The organism is uncultured Shewanella sp. (assembly GCF_947491715.1).
In the GTDB taxonomy this organism is placed as follows: Bacteria; Pseudomonadota; Gammaproteobacteria; order Enterobacterales; family Shewanellaceae; genus Shewanella.
Window position 1 is genome coordinate 253,869 of record NZ_CANLKR010000002.1, and the last position, 22,478, is coordinate 276,346.

Below are 22,478 nucleotides of genomic sequence, written 5' to 3' on the forward strand. Positions count from 1 at the left end.
ACATATGGATACTAATACCAGTGCTAAGATTCTTAATCTGGCTCACACAGGCTATCGGCGGGCAGGGCTGGCCTTTACAAAAGGTGAGAATGTGTTGCTCAATTTGGACAAGGCCCAGTTGGCGCAAATTAAGGCCGATCCGCGTCTTAAACTGCTGTCAAAAAATGCGCCTACCGCTAACAGCCAAACGTCGAGCGGGGCCTTGGATGATCGTGCAAGTGCAGCCCCGTTAACGCCAGCCAAGAGTACCAATGAGCAAGATGACAGTGCGCAGGTTTTTGCGGCTATCGCCTCACTTGAACTCGCTAATAAAGATCACTTCACAGTCAGCGGTAAGCCGCAGGCGGCGGAGCTTGAAAAGCGCCTTAATTGCAGCGTCAGTGCCAGCGAGCGAGACGAAATGTGGCAAGCCTACCAAGACAATCAGGCTCAAACAGAAGTCAAGGACGCTTAAATGATGTATGCCGACGCATCGCAGATGCAAGCCCGCTTTGGTGAGCAAGAGTTAATCGAGCTTACCGATAAAAACGGACAGGCGGGGGAGTTGGTGCAAACCGTACTCGATGGTGCGTTGGCGGATGCCAGCGCCACTATCGATGGTTATCTGGCGGGGCGCTATGCGCTGCCGCTGGCCTCCATCCCTCAAGTACTAGTGCCTATTTGTTGTGACTTGGCCCGTTATCAGCTTTATGACGAGCAAGCTGGCGAGCAAGTGAGCAATCGCCATAAAAACGCCATGCGCTTTTTGGAGTTGCTGGCATCGGGCAAAGTGAGCTTAGGTCTGAGCGATGAAGGAGAAGTGCAGGCGGATGATTTACCCGAAGTGGTGAGCGCGGGCAGCGTATTTGCTCGTGATAAGTCTACGGGCTTTCTCTAACGCTTTTTAGAGAAGAGATGAAGGAAAGTGAATGATCGACTCGATTATTAGCCGTTTAAGTGATAGCAGTGCGGGCGATACGCCTTGGCTTTCAGTGGAGGGCTTGCTGGACTTGTCCGAGCTTGAAAGCCGCAGTCAGCAGCGGTTCCCTAAATTGTATGTCATCGAACTGACTGAGCACGCGCGGCCCGATGTGCGCGGCTCAGGCCCTGCATTGCAAAGTCTGCAAGCGGAAATTGGCGTGATCTGCTTGATGTCAAAACGCAATGGCGCGTGCCCAAGCCTTTGGCCACTGCGCGAAGCGGTGCGCTCGCGCTTATTTGGCTTTGTGCCCCAATCTGGCAATAACAGTGACAGCAGTGAAGGCAGTCAGCATGGCTATGAACCCTTGTGGCTCAATGGGGGCGGTCTACTCAAAATCAACGCGGGCCATGTGGCATGGCTGGATAAATTCATGACCGAATATACTGCGCAAGCAGCGCAATAAAAGGAGAGAGACATGCGTAAATTTCGAAAAAAAGCGCTGGTGTTTGCCACCGAGACCCAATACGGCATCGATGCCATCGACGGCGGCGAAACCGCCATTAGTGTGCTGGGCCGTGAGATGAAAATTACCCCGCTGGCAGGGGAAAATACCGCGCTGGATTATGACAATGGCCTATTAGGCAATAGCGCCGAAATCGCCACCGAAACTTATGTGGCGCTTGAATTTGGTCTCGATTGGGCGGGCAGTGGTGAGGCCACCACCAATGCCCCTTATGATAATTTACTCAGTGCATGTTTACGTCAAAGCAGCGCAGGCACAGGGCAAATTGAGCGCAATATTAATGATGATAGCAGTGATAGTGTGACCTTCTATTTTTACCTCGATGGCGCATTGCATGCGTTAACTGGGGCGCGGGGTAACATGAAATTGGAGGCAAAAGCCAAGGCGTTCCCCACCATTAGCTTTACCTTTACTGGCTTGTTTGTCGCCATTACCGCAGCGGCCATTCCGGCCACTAACTTTGCCATATGGCAAACACCAATGAAAATTGGCGCAGCGAATACGGCCTGCCAGCTTGATGGCAGCGCGGCCAAGCTCATTAGCTTTGAGTATGACCAAGGCAATGAAGTGCAGTATATAGAGTACGTCGGCCATGAAGAAGTGATCATCACCGACTACGCCCCCAGCGGCAAAATTGTGCTTGAGGCGGCGAGCCTCACTGATTTTGATCCGTTTGCGGCCAATACGAAAATCCTTGAGTTTGAACTGACCCACGGCGTGGTGGGCAATACCATTAGTTTTCGCTGCGACGAGCTGCAATTGGGCCGCGCCGAATATGGCGATCAAGACGGCATTTTAACTTATGAAATCCCCATTCGCCCCATAGGCAATAGCGATTTACTCATTACTAAATAAGAGATAAATATGGAAGAGCAAATAATAGCCGCAATGAAAATGGTTCAAGTTCATTCAAAAACTAACACTATGTTAGAGGCCGTTGGCGTTGTAGAAGAAATGTGCCCAGAGGTATCTAGAGAGCAATTAATGCTGATTTGGATAGGTGTGAATGCTGCACAAATGAGTGAGATAAAAAGCCAGAAAAAAGCCCTTTAATTTTTATCCAGGATAAACCCTGGTTAGCGTTTTAATCCCGAGTTAAATGTCAGTTAAACCCGATTTAAATTTGTTTTAAACCCCATTAATTCATTGTGAGTAAGCGTATTATGAGTCTACAAAAACCGAACAAGCCCGCCTTTGTTTTTACGCCAGAGCGCCATGTTAAGCAGTGGCCCGCCGTGATTAAAATAGCTAGTGATGGCGGACACGTCATCGAACATGAGATTTATTTAGATCTCAACTTACTGCCCGTCGATGATTACATGAAAACCTTAGAGTCGGGCGATGTGGCCTTATTCAATAAGATTTTGATGAGCTTTAGCGGCATCAATGCCGCAGACGGTTCGCCACTGGCAGATACGCCTGAGAACCGCGCCGCGCTGTATCAACATCCGCCGTTTACCGATGCGCTATTGAACGGCTATCGCAACGCCAATTCGGGAGAAGCAGCGCGAAAAAACTCATAGAGGGAGTGCGCGGCTTATATGACGCGCAGCATTCCCAACTTAACAGTCAAGAGCAGCAAGACATGGATGATGAAATGCGCCTGCTCAATATTACCCCCGATGCATCGGTTAATATTGGCCCCATCGAATTTTGGGCTGAGCATGAAAATGCGATCGTGTGGTGGTTGCAAGTGCAAGACTTACTGCGCTACAGCCACAATCAAATTACAGTTTGTGAAGGCTTAGACGTGGTGGCGGTGCAAGCGGATGTGGTCATGTCGGGCCGACAAGTTGACCCCGTGGATTATCAAAAGCTGCGCTTAATCGGCCATACGGTAACAAGTCTATTCAATGAACAGTTAATGAAACAGCCTTGAGCGGGTTTATCAAGAATAGGAAACGCCATGAGTGATTTACATATAGCCCTGACCCTCAGCGCCGACGGTCGACAGTTAATTTCCAGCGTCAACGGCAGTGAAAAAGCGGTTTCAAAACTCAATACTAAGTTAAACGCGACAAGCACAAGCGGCAGTAATGCCACTCAAGGGTTAGCGCGGGTTGAGCGTCAAAGTAATAAAACAGGATCATCGCTTAAGCGTTTAGCTGCCTATGCCGGAGTATCGTTTGCTGGCTTGTCGGCGATTAATCTCAGTAAAAAAATGGCGAGTGATCTCGCCGCCTTTCAAGATGTGCGCACCCGCTTAACTCAGCTTTCTGGCTCCGCGAGTGCCTATGCCGATAACGAAAAATATTTGATTGAGTTATCCAAGGAGCATCACAAAGAGCTGACCGTATTAGCGGGCAGTTATGCGGCGATGTTGAACTTACAAGATGCGGGGTTAGTCACACAAACTCAGGCCCGCAGCATTACCGAAGGCATGAGCAACGCTCAATCTGCGTTAGGGGCCAGTAGCGTGCAACTGAGCCAGTCCATGTACGGGTTATCCCAAGCGCTCGCATCGCCTATTGTGCGCGCCGAAGAACTTAATCAATTGGTGGAACCCTTGCCGGGCCTGCTCAATAAAATGGATAAAGCCGCAGGCCTCAGTGCGGGTGGCTTTAGGCAAATGGTACTCGATGGCAAGGTTACCTCGGAATTTTTACGCACCACTTTAATTGATGCGCTGGGGGAATATGACGGGGCAGCCGAGGCCACAGCACAAAATATTAGTGCGCAAACGCGAGACATGAAAAACAGCTATGAGCAAATGCTGGTGGCGTTTGAGGAGCCGCTCAATGCAGGAGCTAGTGGTGCGTTGAGTGTGATGACAGATTCCATGATGTGGACAGCCGAAAATGCTGAGCTGTTAACACAGTTAGTGGGTGTGGGGTTAGTGATGGCCATGACTCGCGCCACCCAAGCGGGGGTGACCCATACTGCCAGTCTTATTACCAAGGCCAGCGCAGAACGCGCGGCCCAAGCCTCCGCCATGACCACGGCGCAAGCCGAATTACATAGAGCGACCATTCAACGCCGCGCGGTACTGACATCGGGTCAAGCGGTAATAGCAGAAGGGCAATTAGTCGCTGCCCGCAATGCCGTCACTGCCGCCACGGCCCGTACCACACTTGCGACTCGCGCGCTGAATCGCACTATGTCACTGGCGGGCGGGCCAGCAGGTTTTTTATTAATGAGCGCGGCGGCATTAGGCTCATTAGCACTGAGTGCCAATGATGCCAAGATGCAGTTATCTGATTTAGATGATGAAGTGGATGCGCTTTTGGGGCGGAGTCAACAAATTGAAAACCGTAATTTAGATGATGTGATCATAAAACAAAGTCGCGGCATTGCCGAGCTTGAGGCCCTAACCATTAAAGCGGCCTATGCGCCTGCGGCAAGTTATTCCATTGTTGAACAGTTATTTTATAGCCAAGAAGAGCTGAGAGAGAAAGAACGAGCATCCATTAAAAAGAGTGCAGCACAAGCGGCGATTTTGTCGCAAAAGTTGGTACAGGCTAAGCGTGATTTGATTGCGCTGCAAAATAAGCGTAATGGCATTGAACCTGATAACAAACCGACAAAGCCAGTTAAGCCTCAGTCCACAAAAGAGCAGCAAAAACTGCTTGAAAGCCTGACTAAACAAAAAGCCCTGTATGGGGAGGTTGGTGAGGCCGCCAAGGTGCGTTATGAAATCGAACACGGCAAGCTCAAAGATTTAGATCCTGTGATGAACGCCAAGATTTTGCAAACCGCCAAAGAGATAGACGCTACCAAAAAAGCAGGGGAAGCCAGAAAGAGCGCCGCCGATGCAATCGAGACACAGCAAGAAAGCATTATAAAGTTATTGGCTGCCATTGATCCTGTCACCACGGCCACTAACGAGTTAGCAGACAAAGAAAAGGTATTAAAAACTTACTTTGAGCAAGCCAATGTGCCATTAGAGAAACGCCGCGAACTCATGGCGGCATTACGGGACGAATATGCGATAGAGAGTGAATATGGCCAGCTTAGGGGCGAGCTTGATCCCAGCTTTACGGAGAACACCGAACACAGCCAAAACATGGGCATTCTTAATGATGAGCTGAGTGTGACGCCCGAGAGCGATGTGGCGAAACGTAATCAAATTAATTTATTGATTGAAGCGGAGCAGCAGCGCCACAGCGATTCGATGCGAGAAATCAACGGCGGCTTAACGCTGGATTATAACGAGATGTGGACGCGCACGTTTCAGCAGTTCAGCGCCGGAGTGGGCAGTGCCACGGCCGATGCCATGTTTGAAGCTAAGAGTTTAAGTGATGGCGTTCAGCAAGCGGCCAAAGGGGCAGCAAAAGCCGTGGTGCAAATGCTGGTGGAATATGGGGTGCAAAAGCTCGCGGCAGCGGCATTAGACAGAACCATTATGACCACCAATGCGGCAGTGGCCCAGACCACTGCGGCGACCACGGGCGCATCTATGGCGGCGTCTATGGCACCCGCTGCGGCGACGTCTTCCATTGCTTCTTTTGGTACGGCGGCAATAGTAGGCATGGCGGCCATGGTGGCGGGGATGGCGCTACTGCCTTCAATTATCGGCAAATTCCACGGCGGCGGCACTATCCCTAGAGAGGGCACCTATTTGCTTGATGGGGGCGAAACCGTTTACACCCGCAAGCAACAAGCCGTGCTCATGAATGCCATGCAGGCCAGCAGTGGAGGCGGTGGTGGTCGTGGTCGTGGCATGAATATGCAGCAAAATAATACCATCATGGTGAAGAATCAAAGTGAGGCGGAGAGCCTAGAAGACATACTGCCGCAACTGGTGGCCATGACCAAGGCGGCGGTGATTGAGGACTTAAACAATCGCGGTGACGTGTGGCAGGCCCAGCGATGAGATTGATTGAATAAGGTTTTTGAATAGAGACTTTTCATTAAAGTTTAAAAAGGGTAAGCTTTGGTCGCTATTAGAGTAAGTAGTTAACCATCTGATTATACTATATTACTTATTATTAATATTGACAGGAGTTATGATGAAAGGGAATTTTTGTACCGTTAAAGGCTTTAAACCTTCTCCCCGCACGCTTGAAACCATTAAAGAGATGAATCGCATTTCAGATCTTGCCACTGTGCTTGGGGTGATTATGACTTACATTCCACTATTTCAGATCTTTGCAGGGCGAAAAACCTATCCATTTGCGAGTAATGGCAGTACTAAAAAGTTGCAAGTGCTCAATAGTGATTGGAAAACTTTTGCAGATTCATTGGAGGCGATCCCTAAGATTAGGCGGGATAGGTTACGTAATTTAGCGGGTAATATGGAGCTATATAGTACAGGTGAAGAGAGAAAGTTTTGGGGGTGTGTTACTGATGCGTTATTGTAATTTGTTGTTGTTTTTTATGTCTTTTTCTGTTTTTTCAGCTAACTGGCCTTATTCTGAACAAGTATTACAAGAAGAGCTTAAATCGACCTATGCTAAGTTGGAAGCGAGAACCGGGTATTGTGGTGATTTGAGACAGCGAGAAATTACTCAAATTAACAGTGACTGGTTATTGTCTCTTACAGAACAACAGCAACGCATTGTGTTGTTTAACGTGAGTAATATTGCGTTTGATCGATGTGTAGAAAAAGAAGAAGGTGATTATAATACCGCTTTAATTAACTATACCGCAAAAACAAAGGATATGGCTCCATTCAATGATTGGATGTTATTAAACGCAAATTATTCGAAAGAGATGTTGGCAGATTTGAATAAATTAGATAATAACGAGATCATAAAACTGTCTAAGCTCCCTGTGCTATCCATTCCTTTTAATCATAGGATTGATTTGAGTTTAATCAAAGGGGAAAAAGAGTAATCCCGAAACCTTTCATATCCTTAAGGCGGTAAAATAACGCCACACTAAGCCCTCACCCATTAGCAGCGAGGGCTTTTTTTTGTTGACCTTTCCCGAGGGGATTTACCCCACATCTTGTGACTGGCGCTTAGTGCATCGCACTAAAGCGTTTAAAAACCCTTACAACAACCAAAGTCAAACTTTGAGTTTGCCCGGTGCCTATTGGCACACCAAGTTGCAGTTTGCCAATTTGACTCGCGTCCAAGGCAAAGTCATGCATGCCTTTGTGTCGAACATGCAAGGCATGGCCGGGCGAGTGAAACTCTTTGACCATGCCTTTAGTGCCCCAAGCGGCCACGGTCGTGGCACGCCGTTCGTCAAGGGCAGTAACCAAACAGGTAATCAAGTCACCATAGATGGCGCTGAGGCGGGGCTGTTTTTAGCATCTGGCGATTATTGTCAAATCGGTGAGCAATTAGTGATTTTAACTCAGGATGCTAGCGCCAACGCTAGCGGCGAGTGCGTGCTGAACTTTCAAGCCGCGCTCAGACGCGCCCCTGCCGATGGTAGCCCGATTATTGTGCAACAAGCCTGCGCCGTGATGCAGTTTAAAGATGACAATCAAGGCTTGCGGCGCTCAACTAAAAGCCGCGTGTTATCGGGCTTTAGTTTGGACTTTGTGGAGGATGTCAGCACATGATTAATTTTGCCACTGAGGCCATGAAAACCTATTTACGACAGGCTCATATTAGTGGCGTGTTGCTCACTAAACTGGATTTTGTATCCGGTGATGTGTGCGTGCACAGCGGCGTCGGCCAAGTGGAATATGACGGCCATATTTACTTGGGCGTGGGCGCATTGGGAAAAATCGGCAACGTCACTCAAAACGGCAAAGTGCAGCCCAATAAACTGAGTTTAACGCTTTCAGGCATTCCGCCCTCATTAGTGTCTACCGCCCTCACCGAAGAGTACCAAAACCGACCCGGTGTCATTTACTTAGCCGCTCTGGACATGACCACAGGCTTAGTGAAGGCAGCCGATATTTTATTTCAGGGCCGCATGGATGTGATGACAGTGAGTGACGGCGCTAAGGCCAGCATTAAGCTTGACATTAACTCTCGCGGAGTCGATTGGAAAAATGCCCGCAATGGCCGTTATACCCATGCGGATCATCAAGCCCGTGAGTCAGCGGATGATTTTTTTGAATTTGTCAGTGAAAGCACAGAGCGGGAATTGCAATGGGGCGTGCCCGGTGGCAAATCCACCACCTCAAGTGGCGGTGGCAGTGGCAGCAGTAGCAGCGGACGACGGGTGAATAGAGTATGAGTACTTTTAATAGAGTAACAAGCAGTTCTAATACATTAACCAGCAAATTAACCTCCTTTATTGATGATAATCGCCGCCGTGAATTTAACTGGGGTGAGCACGATTGCTGCTTGTTTATTGCGGACTGGATCATGGCCCGTGGCGACAGAGCGGACTTAGGCGACATTGGGGCTGATTATCGCGGCCAGTACGCTAATGCAATAGGGGCCATGCGAGCAGTAAAAGCCGCAGGCTTTACTGATTTAACCGCCTTGTTTGACAGCTTACTAGGGCCACATGTGCCGCCGCTGCTTTGCAGGCGCGGCGATGTGGTGTTGATTAAACCTGAATTGACTCAAGACATTGCATTAGGCATCGCAGGCGGTGATGGCGTGTGGAGCTTAAGTCAAAATGGGGTAGTGAGTTTACCCGCAAACAGTATTCAGCAGGGCTGGTCATTGCATGTTAGCTCACAGCTTGTTAAATCACGTTTAGGAGGTCGTCATGGGTAAGGTGGTTGACGCGCTGGTTGACGGCACCCCGCTCGGAAAAGTGGCCTTTGATGCGGAGGGCATAGATGCATGGTGGGAGGTGGGCGTGGGTAAATACCTGCGTGAGTCCATGATGCCCGCCATGCCCGATGATTTTGAAAACGAGGCAATGCAACAGCAGCAAATGCTGCGCTCAAGTACCGAGGCGAGGCGCAGCATTTATGGCCGCGCTATGGTGTCTGGCCCCATAGTGTTTAGTGAAGAGACAGGCACAGATAACGAGTATTTGCATATCGTGTTGCCGCTGGCGAGCCATGGCTGTGAGGCGGTAGAGGCCATTTATTTTGGTGATGAGCTGGCGTTTGAAAATGGCGTCATGAAGGCCCCCTTTAATGAGCATGCCCGCATCAATGTGCATTTGGGCAATCAAACTAGCGCCGACAGTGATTTAGTGAATGAGTGCGCCAACTGGACAGAGCGCCATGTGGGGAGAGGTATCACCTATTTAGCCGTGCGCTTACAACATGATCAAGAAGTGTTCTCCAATGGCGTGCCGAACGTAAAAGCGCTAGTGCGGGGTAAACCTATCTATGATCCCCGCAAGGACAGCACCGTGGGCGGCATGGGCAGTCACCGCTGGAATGATAGCGGCACGTGGGAATGGTCGGATAATTGGGCGCTGTGTGTGCTGGACTTTACCTTGTTTGAATCTGGCGTCGGCGCGGATATTGACGAGATAAACTTAACCGCTTATGCACTGGCTGCTAATGATAGCGATGAGTTGGTGGAGTATGACGAGGAAGGCAATACTGAGCCGCGTTATACCTGCAATGGTACCTTTACTCAGTCCATGACGCCCACCTCAGTATTAGATAAATTACTGATCGCAGGCGCAGGCATGCAAACCTATGTGAGCGGCCAATACCATTTGTATGCGGGGGTGTATCAAGGGCCAGCGGTAATGGATATTACCGAGGATGATTTAGCGGGTGAGGTGTCTATTCGCTCATTTACCCCAAGAGCGTCTTTGTGTAATGCCGTGCGCGGCACCTTTGTTGATCCCGAGAATTTTTTTCAGCCCACGGATTTTCCCCCCTATGAGTCAAGCTACTATCAGGCCCAAGATAACGGCGAGTATATTGATCATGATATCGATTTAGCCTTTACGCAGTCGGTCTACACCGGCCAGCGCCTCGCGAAACTTTATTTAGAGCTGAATCGTGCGGGCCAGAAGTTAACACTGAGTCTTAATATGATCGGCCTTGGGCTGGCCGTAGGCAAAGTGGTGCAGGTGAACTTGCCGCGCTTAGGCATTAATAAAGCCTATTTAGTGGTGGATTGGGCCTTTGATTTTGGCAAACCCATCAAAGTAGTGCTTAAAGAAACTCACCCGGATTTATATGACTATGACAAAGGCAGTTATACCGCCCGTAAACTCACCCCGCCGCTGAATTTACCTAATGCTAGCAATGTGCCCACGGTAGCCAATCTAACGTGGCAAGCACTGGGGGATGATGCAAACTGGCAAGGGGTGTTGAGCTGGAGCGCTCCGGGCGGCAATAGCAGTTATCGCTATCGATTAGAAATCACAGACACCAGCGACAGGCTAGTGTATCAAGCCAACCCTGATACGGCGCAGCACCATGTGCCTAAGCTGGATGTGGGCACCTATACCTGCAAAGTGTGGGCTGTTAATCTGTTTTCTAATCGCTCTAACGTGCCCGCGATGCTCAGCATCGGCAGTGATGCGCCGCCGCCTGTGGTGGGCATAGAAGTGATTGCGGGCGCGCTGGAACTCGTGCTTAAACCGCAAACGGCGGTACTCATTGCAAACAGCACGACATTTGAGGTACTTGGCTCGATTAGCAATGACTTTTCAGGGGCCATGCACATTGGCTCAGGGAAAGAGATCATTTGGCCCACTCTGCACCCCAATACCACGTATTTTGTGTGGGCGCGCAGTAAAAATAATTATGGCGTCAGCAGTTACTTTGGCCCAAGAAACGTGCAAACCAGCTCTGATAACACCTCGTTAGTGGCGCTTTTAGGTGACAGTTTTAAAAGCTATTCTTGGTTTGCTTGGGCCGATGATAACCAAGGGACAGGCTTTACCACCAACGAGAGCCAAGGCGAAAATAAAGTGTGGATGGGCATAGCCACGGATAAAGAAACTGCTAGCCCGTCGGGGAACTGGGAGGATTATACATGGAGTAAAATTCAAACGGAGATCCCTCCGGTGTTTACCCCCGAAGAAGAGACTCAGCTGGACAATATTATGGCCGGGCGACTGCCCGACGGGAGCGATGACTTGCTGGCCTTACAAGCCGCGCTTAATAACAGTAATTTATCCAACAACTTACTCAATGCTCAGCAGTTACTCAGCCAAGGTATCAGTGCCTTTGAGCTGGGCGGGGAAACCCCAGCAGGCGCATTGCTTAAAGCCCAAGAAGCCGAACAAGCGGCGATTGAGACGGCGCTTATCACGGCCAAAACCGATCCGCTATTAAGCAATAACGTCACCGAGAATAACGTCACTCGCATTGCAAGGCCCGGCGGCGGAACCTATAGCCGCCACGAATACAATGTGGTGGGGGCGATTAAGATCGCCTTGCCCGTGTTTTACAGCAATACCATGCTGAGCTTTTATGTGGATGTGTACGATTATCGCGAAGGTAAAAGCTTTTCTTTATATGTATCGGGCTATAACTATGCCGCCACGCCCACATGGAAGCAGCACACGGCAAAAATTATGGGTGACAGCCAAAGTGATCATGCGGTGCGCTTTGGTGACGACGGGGTTAATACGTGTATTTGGATTGGCGAAACGACCAGCTTATTTTATTACCCCAAAGTGGCCGTGCGTGATGTGCAGGCAGGCTATTCCAGCTATGATATCGCCACATGGGCGACAGGCTGGCAGGTGTCACAAGTCACCACGTTTGATAACGTGCAGCATGTGGTTACCGATAACATTATCGGTTCATCTATGGCCCAGCTTAAAGCCAGCGCGGCCCAAGCCGCCGCCGAAAGCTACGCGCTTGCCAAAGCCAATGTGGTTGAAACCACCGCCGCTGCTTATGCTGACGGGCTGGTGAGTGCTGAGGAGTTGCGGGCCATAGCCGATGCTACGGCCAAGGCGGATGCGGCCAAACAAGCCGCTATTGATGCAGCAGAGTTAGATGCCACCGCCAAAGCGGCAGCCGCGCAAAGTGCGGCAGAAAGCTATGCACTGGCCAAAGCAACACTTGCGGAAACCACATCAAAAGCCCACGCTGACGGGGTGGTGGATGCAGCTGAACAGCGAGCGATTGCGGATGCCACGGCGAAAGCGGACGCCGCCAAAGCGCAAGCCATAGCGGCAGCAGAGTTAGATGCCACCGCCAAGGCGGCAGCCGCGCAAAGTGCGGCAGAAAGCTATGCACTGGCCAAAGCAACACTTGCGGAAACCACATCAAAAGCCCACGCCGACGGGGTGGTGGATGCAGCTGAACAGCGAGCGATTGCAGATGCTACGGCGAAAGCAGACGCCGCCAAAGCACAGGCCATAGCAGCAGCGGCACTGGATGCGACCATTAAGGCCGACGCCGTTTATCAAGCGGCCCTTGAAAACCCACTCTTAAGCAATGTGGCTTATATGCGCACTCAAGCCGACTTTTATATGGAGTCAGGTTTAAATGGCTATAGCCATGAGTTTGAAGGGCCTGCTAATGAGTTGGTGTCTATCCCTGAGTCTGATAGTGCGCAAGTGATAAAAGCCGGGCAATACGGTGGCAATGTATTGCGGTTAATAGGGGAGCAATACGTGTTCACCATTGGCACCTTTCCTGTGGATACGGCCAAACGCTATAAAGTGAAATTCACCGTGCGCCAGCATCAAGACAGTGAGCAAAGTAAAATCTATGCGGGGGTAGTGACGCTGGATGCGAATTATGAATTTATATCGGGAGGCAGTGGTGCCCATCGATATTGTGGTATATCCAGTGTGATTTATGAAAGTGATGGCTTTCGCACCTTTGAAGGCAGCATCACAGGCATTGGGGATGCACAGGATAACTTCAGAGCGGGCACTGTGTATGTGCGCTTGGTGGCGATAGTGAATTATCGCAATGGGACGGGCATTGCGGACATTGACGAGCTGAGTTTTTATGAGATGACAGCGCAAGGCGATCTCATTGATATTGGCATGGAAACCGTTAGCGGCTCACAGGCGAAAGCACAAGCTGCGCAAAGTGCCGCCGAAAGCTATGCCACAGCTCAAGCGCAATTGGCTGAAATCATCTCGAAAGCCCACGCCGACGGCAAAGTGGATGCTGAGGAAGCCCGCGCCATAGCCGATGCGACGGAGAAGGCAGAAGCCGCGAGAGCGCAGGCCATAGCGGCTGCCGAGTTAGATGCCACTGCCAAGGCCGAGGCGGCAAAAATCGAAGCCCAAGAATACGCACTGGCAAAAGCGGAACTGGCCGAAACCACGGCTAAGGCCCACGCTGACGGCAAAGTGGATGCAGAGGAAGCCCGCGCCATAGCCGATGCCACCGCCAAGGCGGACGCCGCGAAAGCGCAGGCCATAGCGGCTGCCGAGTTAGATGCCACGGCCAAGGCGGCAGCCGCGCAAACCGCCGCTGAAAGCTATGCCTTAGCCAAAGCAACACTTGCCGAAACCACCTCAAAAGCCCACGCGGATGGGGTGGTGGATGCAGAAGAAGCCCGAGCCATAGCCGATGCCACTGCCAAAGCAGACGCAGCCAAACAAGCGGCCATTAGTGCAGCCGAGTTAGATGCCACGGCCAAGGCCGAAGCCGCCCAAAGTGCGGCAGAAAGCTATGCCTTAGCTAAAGCAACACTTGCCGAAACCACCTCAAAAGCCCACGCGGATGGGGTGGTGGATGCAGCCGAACAACGCGCCATTGCGGATGCGACAGCGAAGGCGGAAGCGGCCAAAGTGCAGGCCATAGCAGCCGCTGCTTTAGATGCCACAGAGAAAGCGGATGAAGCGCAAAGTACTGCTCAAGTTGAGGCGGTTAATGCTATCGCTTTGGGAAATTTCACGGCAGGCACTGCACTTATTCAAACCTTAATGGCCAATTCGGCTTTGTTCTTAAAGCTACAAGCTCAGCTGGGGATATTTGGTGGGCTTGCGGCTGAGGCTATCGCGGCGAATGCCATTACCACTGAAAAACTCCATGTCACGGCTCGCAATTTAGTGAATAACTTTACTATGACGGGCCATTGTGAGGGGTGGAGTTGTGGTAATGAATGGTTATCTGAAATTCAATTTTTAGGCAAAACAGTATTAGGCATCAAAGCTCTGATAAAAAACAATTTAGAAATAAGTTCTGATTATTTTGATATTGACCACAATAAAATCTATGAAGTGAACATCAATTTTTATAGAGAGTCGGGGGGAGATACTGGACAGCGTTATTTTGGTATGCGTGCTAGAGCTGTCAGTGATGGAGGTGATTCTGTTACACAGTTTTCAGCATCAACCCGAAACCCAATAACAGAAACGTCGAATCCTTATTTTTGGTACGGTGATATCAATGATGGAGAGTGGCGAACAATGAAATCTTACATCGTCGGGGCGAATGTGGATATTGCAGCTATGCCTGAATGTAGTAATGTGACATGGTTTTATCAAGTAGGCTCAGATATTACCCAAGTGTGTTTACGCATGCTCAATTATTATAACAATGGCACGGAAACTATCGATTACTGGGTAAATCCCTCAGTAACAGAAATCGGTGGTGGAGTCATATCAGCCAATCAACTACTGGCTAATACAGGTTTGTTTAATACTCTAAAAGCGAAAATTGCCAATTTTGGTGGACTCACTGCTAATGAGATAAAAGCCGACAGCGCGCTCATTAATAAGTTAGTGGGTAGCAGCGCCTTATTTAATAGTCTGCAAGCACGCTTGGCCACGTTCGGCGGCCTCACTGCCAACAGCATTTCAGCGGGGGCTATTCTTGGCCAGCACATCAAAGCAGGTACAAAGCTCACCAGCCCGATATTAGAAGGTGGCGAAATTCGCTTAATCGGTAGCACACATATGGAAGTCACGGCGGCCACCCCCTTTGGCCCTGATAACCTTATTCAGTGGTATGGCCCTAAAATCATGAATGGTTCCACTCCACATTGGAGTGTACTTAAAAAATCTAACGCCATTAATTACAAAGACGACAGAGGCAATTGTCATTTCGGCGGCACGCTGTCATCGGGCACCCTCAAAAACGAAGGCACCACTAGCGTTAAAACCCGTTACTCAGTGAACTCGTACCCATTAACAGTGGGGCCGTTTTCAACATCGGGCCGCACTAAGTCTGTGGTGTTTTCTTATGACATGTCAGGAGCGGGTTATTCTACATCAAGCAGTGTGACTAGGCCAAAACTGGGCTGGCAATTACAGCGCCGCTTAGGGACTGGCGGGTGGTCAACGGTGACCAGTGGCACTTTTAATGGCACCAGTGGGTCAATTTGGATGCCCGAATTTAGCAGGTACAGAACGTCTGAATCTTGCAGCGGCTCAACCACCTACACTGACACCAATAGAAGTACGAGTGATTTTACTTACCGAGTTAAAGTGACCAGTTATGCCCGCCATCACGGTGATACCAGTGTGACCAAACAATATCTAACCATCATAGCAATAGAGCAATAAAAGGAGAGCAACATGGCGCTAAATATGCCAAGTATCGAAATGTCCAGTGGAATAACGGTAACCGACCCGTGTCTGGTGATCAGTCAACTATCGACCAGTAACAACTTGTCACTGAGTGAAACCCTCGACAATAGCAATGAGTTAGCGATAGTCGAAGGTGGGGCACATGTGTGTACCTTTCAGTTAAGTGTGTTTGCCAGCGAGCAAGCCATTACTGAGGACAGGCCACCGATTGATCAAGTGCGTGACGGCTATAACATCCATATCTATCAAATCAGATTAGAAGATGACTTATACACAGACATGACACCACGAGAGGCGGCCTATTCGTACTTAAAAACTCTTGACGAGTACAGTACCGCCACAGATTGCCCAGAGAACACTACGATTTAACTTACTTACAGACAGTAAAAAGCCGTTTAACCTAACATTAAACGGCTTTTAAGGCGGCGTTAAACAGCATTCAGTGAGCAGCAAAAGAGGCCATTTTTAAGGAAAAGAAAATAAATCACTTTCTAGTTAGAGCACCTCAACTAGAAAGTTACTTTCTAGTTGGGGTACTTACTTTCTAGTTATTGAATATTATTTAAAATCAGTTGGTTACTTAGTATTGAATTGAAATGTCTTACATAATAACTAGAAAGAAAATAAAGGACTCTTAACGGGGAATGAGGACTACTTATTTGTTTTATAAGTAAAAATAGAGCAAGATTTTAAACTGTTTTTTTTCCAAACCCGCCGATTATTTTTCCCAAACCGCGCGACCCGCTACACGAGTGATGAATATATGGGAGTATGGAGTAGAGGTAATAAAAAAGCCTATCATAAGATAGGCTTTTTTATTTGAATGTGGTCGGTATGAGAGGATTCGAACCTCCGACCCCTGACACCCCATGACAGTGCGCTACCGGGCTGCGCTACATACCGATTTTTCATCCAACACATCGTTTACTATTGCTAGCTATGGGGGCTGTGTCGGTGTGAGACGCACTTTATCAAGAGGGCGATGCTAGCGCAAGTCATAAATGTAAATAACCGAATTGATTGCTTAGTTTATAATCTCGCGCGGTATTGATGGCCTATTTTTCGTTAATGACTATGAAAACGTTGGCTTTCATTCATGACTTGAATTAAGTCTTGAGCTTGCATTTTCTTGTTTAATCGAGATTGGTAATTTTTATCAAAAATACGATATTTACCGTGGCGATTGATCACTGTAATTTCATCTTTTTGATAAATAGCAAAAATACGGTTGTCGCCCACATACACCCAAGGTTCTTTACTGGGTTGCGTCAAGGTGCGTCCCGCACTGTAATCGCTGGCAGGATTGCTACAACCCAATACTTGAGACATGAGCGTGGGGGCGAGCCCATAATGACTGGTGCGATAGGGCACAGTACTGGGAATTTTCTGATCTGGCCAATGGATCACAAAAGGGACTTCGACACTTTGTGGCATCAAATTGACTCTCGCTTCGTTACTGTTACTGGTGAGCATTTTACCCGTTGCGCCAGTAATGATGACTAAGGTATTGCTAGGCACTTTTTTGAGCAGTACTTTTAATTGGTCATCAATAAAGTTTAAAGATTGACGATATTGATTAAAAAGGACTTTTTGAGCAGGTTTTAATGCGACATCGGATTTGACCGTTTTAATACCTAAAAAGCCCACAGGTGTATCATAGCTATCGGGGGCGGTTAAGTTGACGAGTGCAAACCAAGGAGCTGTTTGTGCATTTTGCCATTGTTTGAAGTGTTTAATGGTGTTTAAATCCGCTTCTGCTGCCCCATTCATGTTACTGGATGGCACTAGGGTAAAGTCATCAAAAATAGCCTGCGGTTGAATATTGAGCGAGCGTCCACTAAAGAGGTTGAGGTGATAACCTTGTTGTTTAAAGGTTTGGGTCATTAATGGACTCTGGTAGTGAAGATCATTGGCGGAAATATAATTGCCTTGTAGGCCATATAACAGTGAAAACATGCCACTATCAAATTGATTTCCACCACTTAAATGATTGCTATAATTTTGGTTTTGGTTGCGATATTGACTAAAGAACGGCATGGAGTATTCATCGGCAATATCTGCTCTGAAACTGTCTATGGCAATCAGTAATACATTGGCTTTACCATAGCTTGCATTTTCTGTGTGACACTGTAATGGATTAATGGGGTAGTTGAGGCTATTTTTTCTTGGGGTTTTCGGATCGTTTTTTGAGCGGCTATCAATGCCATAACTTTCCATTAAAGAGCGAGCTGTCGCAGGATAGGACAGGGGATAGGCATCATCAAAGCGAGTGATTTCAGTGATATCGGCGGCGTCTCCCCAAATATGAATAAGGTGACTGCTAACAAAACAAACACCAATAAAGGCGACCACTTTGTTGCCCAAATTCTTTTTACTGATTTTGTTAATGCGTTTCCAAATAAAATTCGCGGCAACTAACTCTAAGATCAATATGCCGATAGGTGTCACAATGTAGGATGTACCTCGTAGCAAGGCATGCAAATTTGCCCAAGCTAAATCAAAGACAAAAGGACTGAGGTGTAAGCCATAGTCGTCATAAATGATAGTGTCATAAAGGAGGATACAAAGCCCTACGGTGGCTAAAACTGCGGCCAGTCCCCGTAAAATTTTGGAATAGGGCAATAATAGAGTAATGGGAAATAAACACACTAAATAGACAATAAAAGCCAAAAAGCTAAATTGTCCTACGGTGAGCAAGAATAAATAGCCCCAACCGATCATGGAGTCTGGGTAACCGATATTTTCAAGATAACGCAGGCCGACTATCATGGCTAGAAAACCATTAAAGAAGGCAAACCAATGTCCCCAGTTGACTAAGTGCGAGACGCGATCACGTCCCATTTGTTTTTCTCGCTCGACCATATTCATCCGCTTCAGTTATATAAAATGAGAGGACTGGACAATCATCGTGACGTAGCCAGTCTCACATATGTACTTAATATTAGTTATTTTTCACTGAATTTGATAGTGCTTTTGCAAATTGTTCCGTCACTTCAGCTCTCGCTTCTGCTGGCACTTTGCTTGTCAGTAAATGGGTAACGCAATTGCCTAGTGCCATGAGTGACAGATCGGTAGGTGATTGATGTTTATCAAGTACTGCTAATAATTCAGCAATAATCGACTCAACTTGTGTGTTAGTATATTTTGATTGGATAGCCATAATATAAAAATGTTTCACTTTTAATTTAATTAGCAGCATATAATAACGGATTTCTTCTATTATCACTATCGAGGCTTATGAGTATTCACGTCGAACAAGCAATTATTCATGCAATTTCTCAAAATACTGAGGGACAACTCAGTTGTCGATTGCGTCCACAACCTTTATTAAACAGTCAAGCCGTTGAGATCATGCTTGATGAGCTGCATCAAACTTATACCAGCAAAGCGGGTAAAGGCTTTGGTCACTTTGGTATTTCAGGGGAAGACGGTGAAGCCAATCCGGCTTTTGAAAATGCCTTAACAAATTACCGCTCTGGTCAATTGGGCTTCGTAGAGTTTTCTGGTCTTGCCAGTCAATTACTGCAAGAGGAACTGGCAAAGTATGATTTCAGTCAAGGGGGCTTTTTACTGCTGTCTTGTTATACCTATATGACGAGTGATTATTTATTTGTGTCGCTTCTCAACGCAAAATCATCGATGACAGTATTAGATGATATGGAGCTGTCGGAAAACACCCATTTAGATTTGAATAATGTGCAATTAGCGGCACGTATCGATTTAACGGAATGGCAGGCGGATAAAAGTTCACGCAAATATATTTCTTTTGTGCGAGGGCGAGCCGGACGCAAAGTCGCAGACTTCTTTCTTGATTTTATGGGTTGTGTGGAAGGAGTGAATACGAAAGCGCAAAATAAATCTTTATTAACGGCGGTTGAAGATTTTGTCGCCAGTAGTGAGCTGACAAAAGATGAGCGTCAGCAAACCCGTGAGCGGGTTTTTGATTATTGCAGCGAGCGTTGTGATAGTGGTGCAGATATTGAAATTAAAGATTTAGCGGATGAGCTTGCCGACCAAGGTATGGAGTCATTTTATGACTTTGCACAAGGGGGGGATTATGCACTGGAAGATGAATTTCCGGCGGACAAACCTACCTTAAGACAATTGAAAAAGTTCTCTGGCACTGGTGGTGGCGTGAGCTTGAGTTTTGATGGTACGCATTTAGGGGAGAGAGTGATCTACGATCCTATTTCTGACACTATCATGATCAAAGGTGTGCCGGCTAATTTGAAAGATCAATTGGATCGCCGCTTAAAAGGTGAGTAGAGGCCGTAATCTTTCAGTAAAAGCACTCAATTGAGTGCTTTTATACATAGAGAAGGAATGTTAGCGATTAAAAGTGAGCTTTTGACCAAAGGTATTATCGATAAATTTCTCACCATCAAACAAATGATGTCCATTGACCCAAGTGCCTGCAATGCTGCCAGCAAATCTATGGCCTTCAAAAGGGCTCCAGCCACAATGATAACGGGTGTTATCTTTTGTTGCAGTAAAGGGGCTGTCGAGATCAATGAGCACTAAATCGGCAAAATAGCCTTCACGTAAGTAGCCTCGGTCTTTGACTTGATAGCGCTCAGCAACGGCATGGCTGGTTTTTTGTACGATTTTTTCTAAACTGAAATGCCCTTGAGCATGTAAGTCCAGTAACGATAATAGCGCATGCTGGACTAATGGCACACCTGCAGGTGCTTTGAAATAGCTTTCTGCTTGCTTTTCATCCCAAGTATGTGGAGCATGATCGGTGGCGATAATATCGATAACATCATCTTTAACCGCTTGAATTAAAGCTTGTTGATCGCTTTGTTTTTTAACAGCAGGATTACATTTAATTTGAGTGCCTAGACGCTCATAGTCACCGTCATTAAAGGTTAAGTGATGCACACAAACTTCAGCAGTAATGTTAGCGTCTTTCAATTCGCTTAAGGTTTTACCTGCTTTAAATTGATAGAGCTCATCTGCTGTGGTTAAATGCAGTACATGTAATCTTGCTTGGTGTTTTAAGGCCAATTCAGTGGCTAATTGCGAGGATTTTAAACAGGCTTCACGAGAGCGAATTTCGCCGTGAAGGGCCATGGGAATATGCTCTCCATATTGCTCACGGGCTTTGGCTTCATTGGCGGCAATCATGGGGGAATCTTCGCAGTGAGTGACAATCAATACGGGTGAATATTTAAAGATACCTTCTAAGGTGTCAGGATCGTTGACCAACATGTTACCTGTTGATGCGCCCATGAAAATTTTTACACCACAAGCTTCATTGGGATCCAAGTTTTTAATTTCATCTAAATTATCATTAGTGGCACCTAGATAAAAACTAAAATTTGCCAGTGAGCTTTGTTGAGCTCGATTATACTTATCTTGTAGGGCTTGATAATTGGTTGTTTGTGGGTTGACGTTGGGCATTTCCATAAAGCTGGTGATCCCTCCGGCCACCGCGGCTCTAGACTCTGTGGCTATGGTGCCTTTATTAGGGAAACCAGGCTCTCTGAAGTGAACTTGATCGTCAATCATACCAGGTAATAAATATTTACCTTTTGCATCAATGACTTTCATTTCAGAAGTCGGTGAGATCTGTGGGGAAATTTGGCTGATCCGGCCATGTTCAATTAACAGATCTTGCGATGAGATTGTACCTTCGTTAACCAATTGAGCATTACAAATAAGGGTTTTCATAGGCTACCTGAGTTGAAGAGTTAATTTTTATGTCAAAGACATCCATATAATACTCGAAAAAAGGGAGAGGATCATATTAAAATGGGCGATTCGCCTTTGCGCTTTAAGACATGGCCTCGATTTGTTGCAATCATGGTTTGTTTTATGGAAGTAGGGTTAGTGATTTTTACATTTTTTGCCTTTTGGCCATCGCTGAATGGGCGTGAATAGGTAGACTGTTTTTCTGCCTGGGAGTTTCAATGCAATTGTTTGTTAAAGATTTAACCGTCATCGATTTTTCGTATTTATGTGCAGAGCGTGGCATGGTCGGGGAAAGTTGGATTGTGGATGTGGTGCTTAGTGGTGGGCTTGATGAGCAAAATATGGTGTTAGATTTTGCTAAAGTCAAACGTACGATTAAAGATACCATTGATGATATTGCTGATCATCGTTTGCTTATTCCGACCGCATGCAGTGAAGTGCGTTGGCAACAACAAGGTGATAGAGTGTGGATGGATTTTTCCAGTGCTAAAGGTGATTTTCACCTCGCTTGTCCTGAACAAGCGTTTGCCCTTATTCCCAGTGAAGCGATTACGTTTGACAGTGTTGATACTTTTTTAAAAAAAGCTTTGACGGAAGTACTGCCTGATAATGTCGAAGGCATTTCATTGATTTTACGTAATGAGGAGCATGCGACACCTTTTTATCATTACACTCATGGACTCAAAAAACATGATGGTAATTGTCAGCGTATTGCTCATGGCCATCGTAGTCCTATTCATATTTATGAAAATGGAGTCGCTGCGACTCAATGGGATGATTATTGGGCCGAACGTTGGCAGGATATTTACTTAGGCAGCGAAGAAGATATCGTGCCAGTGGGGACACTGTCTTTGTCAGTGCAAACTCAAGTGTCAGATAAAACACACTTTGGTTTTCATTATCAAGCCCCTCAAGGGGACTTCCAACTGGCGATGCCAAAGACCTGTTGTGATATTATTCCACACGATACGACGGTTGAATTGCTCGCTGATTTTATAGCGAATACTCTGAGTGAAAAAGTGCCAATGAGTCATTTTAAAGTGGTCGCGTTTGAAGGTGTCGGTAAAGGTGCGATTGTGGAGAAAGGGCCTGTTGGCTAAGTTGAACAGCAATCATCAATGGGAGTCA

The 22,478-nt window shown here is 47.3% G+C and carries 20 protein-coding genes and 1 tRNA gene; 17 read left to right on the forward strand and 4 right to left on the reverse strand.

The annotated features are described in order from the left end of the window. The first annotated feature begins 4 nt into the window (after positions 1–4). The 15 genes from Q0779_RS03785 to Q0779_RS03855 all read left to right on the forward strand — a co-directional run bounded on the left by Q0779_RS03785 (position 5) and on the right by Q0779_RS03855 (position 16,025). Complete coding sequence (locus Q0779_RS03785) at positions 5–454, forward strand: HI1506-related protein (protein WP_298769673.1); 450 nt, start codon at positions 5–7, stop codon at positions 452–454. Positions 455–457: 3 nt separating this feature from the next. After that, complete coding sequence (locus tag Q0779_RS03790) at positions 458–877, forward strand: phage protein Gp36 family protein (RefSeq protein ID WP_298769839.1); 420 nt, start codon at positions 458–460, stop codon at positions 875–877. Positions 878–908: 31 nt separating this feature from the next. Beyond that, complete coding sequence (locus tag Q0779_RS03795; RefSeq protein WP_298769675.1) at positions 909–1,364, forward strand: hypothetical protein; 456 nt, start codon at positions 909–911, stop codon at positions 1,362–1,364. Between the two features lie 12 nt (positions 1,365–1,376). Beyond that, complete coding sequence (locus tag Q0779_RS03800; protein ID WP_298769677.1) at positions 1,377–2,279, forward strand: phage tail tube protein; 903 nt, start codon at positions 1,377–1,379, stop codon at positions 2,277–2,279. A gap of 9 nt (positions 2,280–2,288) precedes the next feature. Next, a complete protein-coding gene (locus Q0779_RS03805) occupies positions 2,289–2,477 on the forward strand; it encodes a hypothetical protein (RefSeq protein WP_298769679.1) in 189 nt (62 codons plus the stop codon). Positions 2,478–2,587: 110 nt separating this feature from the next. Beyond that, on the forward strand, positions 2,588–2,947 hold the full coding sequence (locus Q0779_RS03810; protein ID WP_298769681.1) for a hypothetical protein: 360 nt from the start codon (positions 2,588–2,590) through the stop codon (positions 2,945–2,947). 5 nt (positions 2,948–2,952) lie between these two features. Then, entirely contained in the window at positions 2,953–3,303 is a 351-nt protein-coding gene (locus tag Q0779_RS03815; protein ID WP_298769683.1) for a hypothetical protein, read from the forward strand. 27 nt (positions 3,304–3,330) lie between these two features. Next, positions 3,331–6,237, forward strand: coding sequence for a tape measure protein (locus tag Q0779_RS03820; RefSeq protein WP_298769685.1), 2,907 nt, complete (start codon positions 3,331–3,333; stop codon positions 6,235–6,237). Positions 6,238–6,373: 136 nt separating this feature from the next. Further along, positions 6,374–6,724: a hypothetical protein gene (locus tag Q0779_RS03825; RefSeq protein ID WP_298769687.1), complete on the forward strand. Its 351-nt coding sequence runs from the start codon at positions 6,374–6,376 to the stop codon at positions 6,722–6,724. After that, positions 6,711–7,199 carry a hypothetical protein gene (locus Q0779_RS03830; RefSeq protein ID WP_298769689.1) on the forward strand — a complete coding sequence of 163 codons (489 nt, stop codon included), beginning with the start codon at positions 6,711–6,713 and terminating at the stop codon, positions 7,197–7,199. Before Q0779_RS03825 ends, Q0779_RS03830 begins: the two co-directional genes overlap by 14 nt. A gap of 79 nt (positions 7,200–7,278) precedes the next feature. Continuing rightward, positions 7,279–7,878, forward strand: a complete 600-nt coding sequence (locus tag Q0779_RS03835) for a hypothetical protein (RefSeq protein WP_298769691.1) — start codon at positions 7,279–7,281, stop codon at positions 7,876–7,878. Further along, the gene (locus Q0779_RS03840; protein ID WP_298769693.1) at positions 7,875–8,504 is read left to right on the forward strand and encodes a hypothetical protein; all 630 of its coding nucleotides are present in this window, start codon (positions 7,875–7,877) and stop codon (positions 8,502–8,504) included. The genes Q0779_RS03835 and Q0779_RS03840 overlap by 4 nt, the downstream gene beginning before the upstream one ends. Further along, positions 8,501–8,995 carry a hypothetical protein gene (locus Q0779_RS03845; protein WP_298769695.1) on the forward strand — a complete coding sequence of 165 codons (495 nt, stop codon included), beginning with the start codon at positions 8,501–8,503 and terminating at the stop codon, positions 8,993–8,995. The genes Q0779_RS03840 and Q0779_RS03845 overlap by 4 nt, the downstream gene beginning before the upstream one ends. Then, positions 8,988–15,632 carry a hypothetical protein gene (locus Q0779_RS03850; protein WP_298769697.1) on the forward strand — a complete coding sequence of 2,215 codons (6,645 nt, stop codon included), beginning with the start codon at positions 8,988–8,990 and terminating at the stop codon, positions 15,630–15,632. Before Q0779_RS03845 ends, Q0779_RS03850 begins: the two co-directional genes overlap by 8 nt. 12 nt (positions 15,633–15,644) lie before the next feature. Continuing rightward, entirely contained in the window at positions 15,645–16,025 is a 381-nt protein-coding gene (locus Q0779_RS03855) for a hypothetical protein (protein WP_298769699.1), read from the forward strand. Between the two features lie 457 nt (positions 16,026–16,482). Here the strand turns inward: Q0779_RS03855 and Q0779_RS03860 are convergent. The 3 genes from Q0779_RS03860 to Q0779_RS03870 form a co-directional block, all read right to left on the reverse strand. Next, a tRNA-Pro gene (locus Q0779_RS03860) sits at positions 16,483–16,559 on the reverse strand. Between the two features lie 162 nt (positions 16,560–16,721). Further along, positions 16,722–18,518: a DUF3413 domain-containing protein gene (locus tag Q0779_RS03865; protein WP_298769701.1), complete on the reverse strand. Its 1,797-nt coding sequence runs from the start codon at positions 18,516–18,518 to the stop codon at positions 16,722–16,724. 79 nt (positions 18,519–18,597) lie between these two features. Next, positions 18,598–18,816 (reverse strand): YejL family protein, encoded by a 219-nt coding sequence (locus Q0779_RS03870; protein WP_298769841.1) that lies wholly within the window; start codon positions 18,814–18,816, stop codon positions 18,598–18,600. Positions 18,817–18,893: 77 nt separating this feature from the next. Here Q0779_RS03870 and yejK point away from each other — a divergent pair, with 77 nt between their 5' ends. Beyond that, positions 18,894–19,922 carry a nucleoid-associated protein YejK gene (gene yejK, locus Q0779_RS03875; protein WP_298769703.1) on the forward strand — a complete coding sequence of 343 codons (1,029 nt, stop codon included), beginning with the start codon at positions 18,894–18,896 and terminating at the stop codon, positions 19,920–19,922. Between the two features lie 60 nt (positions 19,923–19,982). Here the strand turns inward: yejK and Q0779_RS03880 are convergent, their stop codons facing one another. Then, the gene (locus Q0779_RS03880) at positions 19,983–21,329 is read right to left on the reverse strand and encodes a dihydroorotase (RefSeq protein ID WP_298769705.1); all 1,347 of its coding nucleotides are present in this window, start codon (positions 21,327–21,329) and stop codon (positions 19,983–19,985) included. Positions 21,330–21,568: 239 nt separating this feature from the next. Between Q0779_RS03880 and Q0779_RS03885 the strand changes: the two genes are divergently transcribed. After that, positions 21,569–22,450: a 6-carboxytetrahydropterin synthase gene (locus Q0779_RS03885; RefSeq protein ID WP_298769707.1), complete on the forward strand. Its 882-nt coding sequence runs from the start codon at positions 21,569–21,571 to the stop codon at positions 22,448–22,450. Positions 22,451–22,478: the final 28 nt, after the last annotated feature.

Excerpts from the sequence above, each read along its gene's own strand:
- Q0779_RS03785 (WP_298769673.1), top strand. The coding sequence starts at position 5 with ATGGATACTAATACCAGTGCTAAGATTCTTAATCTGGCTCACACAGGC.
- Q0779_RS03790 (WP_298769839.1), top strand. The coding sequence starts at position 458 with ATGTATGCCGACGCATCGCAGATGCAAGCCCGCTTTGGTGAGCAAGAG.
- Q0779_RS03795 (WP_298769675.1), top strand. The coding sequence starts at position 909 with ATGATCGACTCGATTATTAGCCGTTTAAGTGATAGCAGTGCGGGCGAT.
- Q0779_RS03800 (WP_298769677.1), top strand. The coding sequence starts at position 1,377 with ATGCGTAAATTTCGAAAAAAAGCGCTGGTGTTTGCCACCGAGACCCAA.
- Q0779_RS03805 (WP_298769679.1), top strand. The coding sequence starts at position 2,289 with ATGGAAGAGCAAATAATAGCCGCAATGAAAATGGTTCAAGTTCATTCA.
- Q0779_RS03810 (WP_298769681.1), top strand. The coding sequence starts at position 2,588 with ATGAGTCTACAAAAACCGAACAAGCCCGCCTTTGTTTTTACGCCAGAG.
- Q0779_RS03820 (WP_298769685.1), top strand. The coding sequence starts at position 3,331 with ATGAGTGATTTACATATAGCCCTGACCCTCAGCGCCGACGGTCGACAG.
- Q0779_RS03825 (WP_298769687.1), top strand. The coding sequence starts at position 6,374 with ATGAAAGGGAATTTTTGTACCGTTAAAGGCTTTAAACCTTCTCCCCGC.
- Q0779_RS03830 (WP_298769689.1), top strand. The coding sequence starts at position 6,711 with ATGCGTTATTGTAATTTGTTGTTGTTTTTTATGTCTTTTTCTGTTTTT.
- Q0779_RS03840 (WP_298769693.1), top strand. The coding sequence starts at position 7,875 with ATGATTAATTTTGCCACTGAGGCCATGAAAACCTATTTACGACAGGCT.
- Q0779_RS03845 (WP_298769695.1), top strand. The coding sequence starts at position 8,501 with ATGAGTACTTTTAATAGAGTAACAAGCAGTTCTAATACATTAACCAGC.
- Q0779_RS03850 (WP_298769697.1), top strand. The coding sequence starts at position 8,988 with ATGGGTAAGGTGGTTGACGCGCTGGTTGACGGCACCCCGCTCGGAAAA.
- Q0779_RS03855 (WP_298769699.1), top strand. The coding sequence starts at position 15,645 with ATGGCGCTAAATATGCCAAGTATCGAAATGTCCAGTGGAATAACGGTA.
- Q0779_RS03865 (WP_298769701.1), bottom strand. The coding sequence starts at position 18,518 with ATGGTCGAGCGAGAAAAACAAATGGGACGTGATCGCGTCTCGCACTTA.
- Q0779_RS03870 (WP_298769841.1), bottom strand. The coding sequence starts at position 18,816 with ATGGCTATCCAATCAAAATATACTAACACACAAGTTGAGTCGATTATT.
- yejK (WP_298769703.1), top strand. The coding sequence starts at position 18,894 with ATGAGTATTCACGTCGAACAAGCAATTATTCATGCAATTTCTCAAAAT.
- Q0779_RS03880 (WP_298769705.1), bottom strand. The coding sequence starts at position 21,329 with ATGAAAACCCTTATTTGTAATGCTCAATTGGTTAACGAAGGTACAATC.
- Q0779_RS03885 (WP_298769707.1), top strand. The coding sequence starts at position 21,569 with ATGCAATTGTTTGTTAAAGATTTAACCGTCATCGATTTTTCGTATTTA.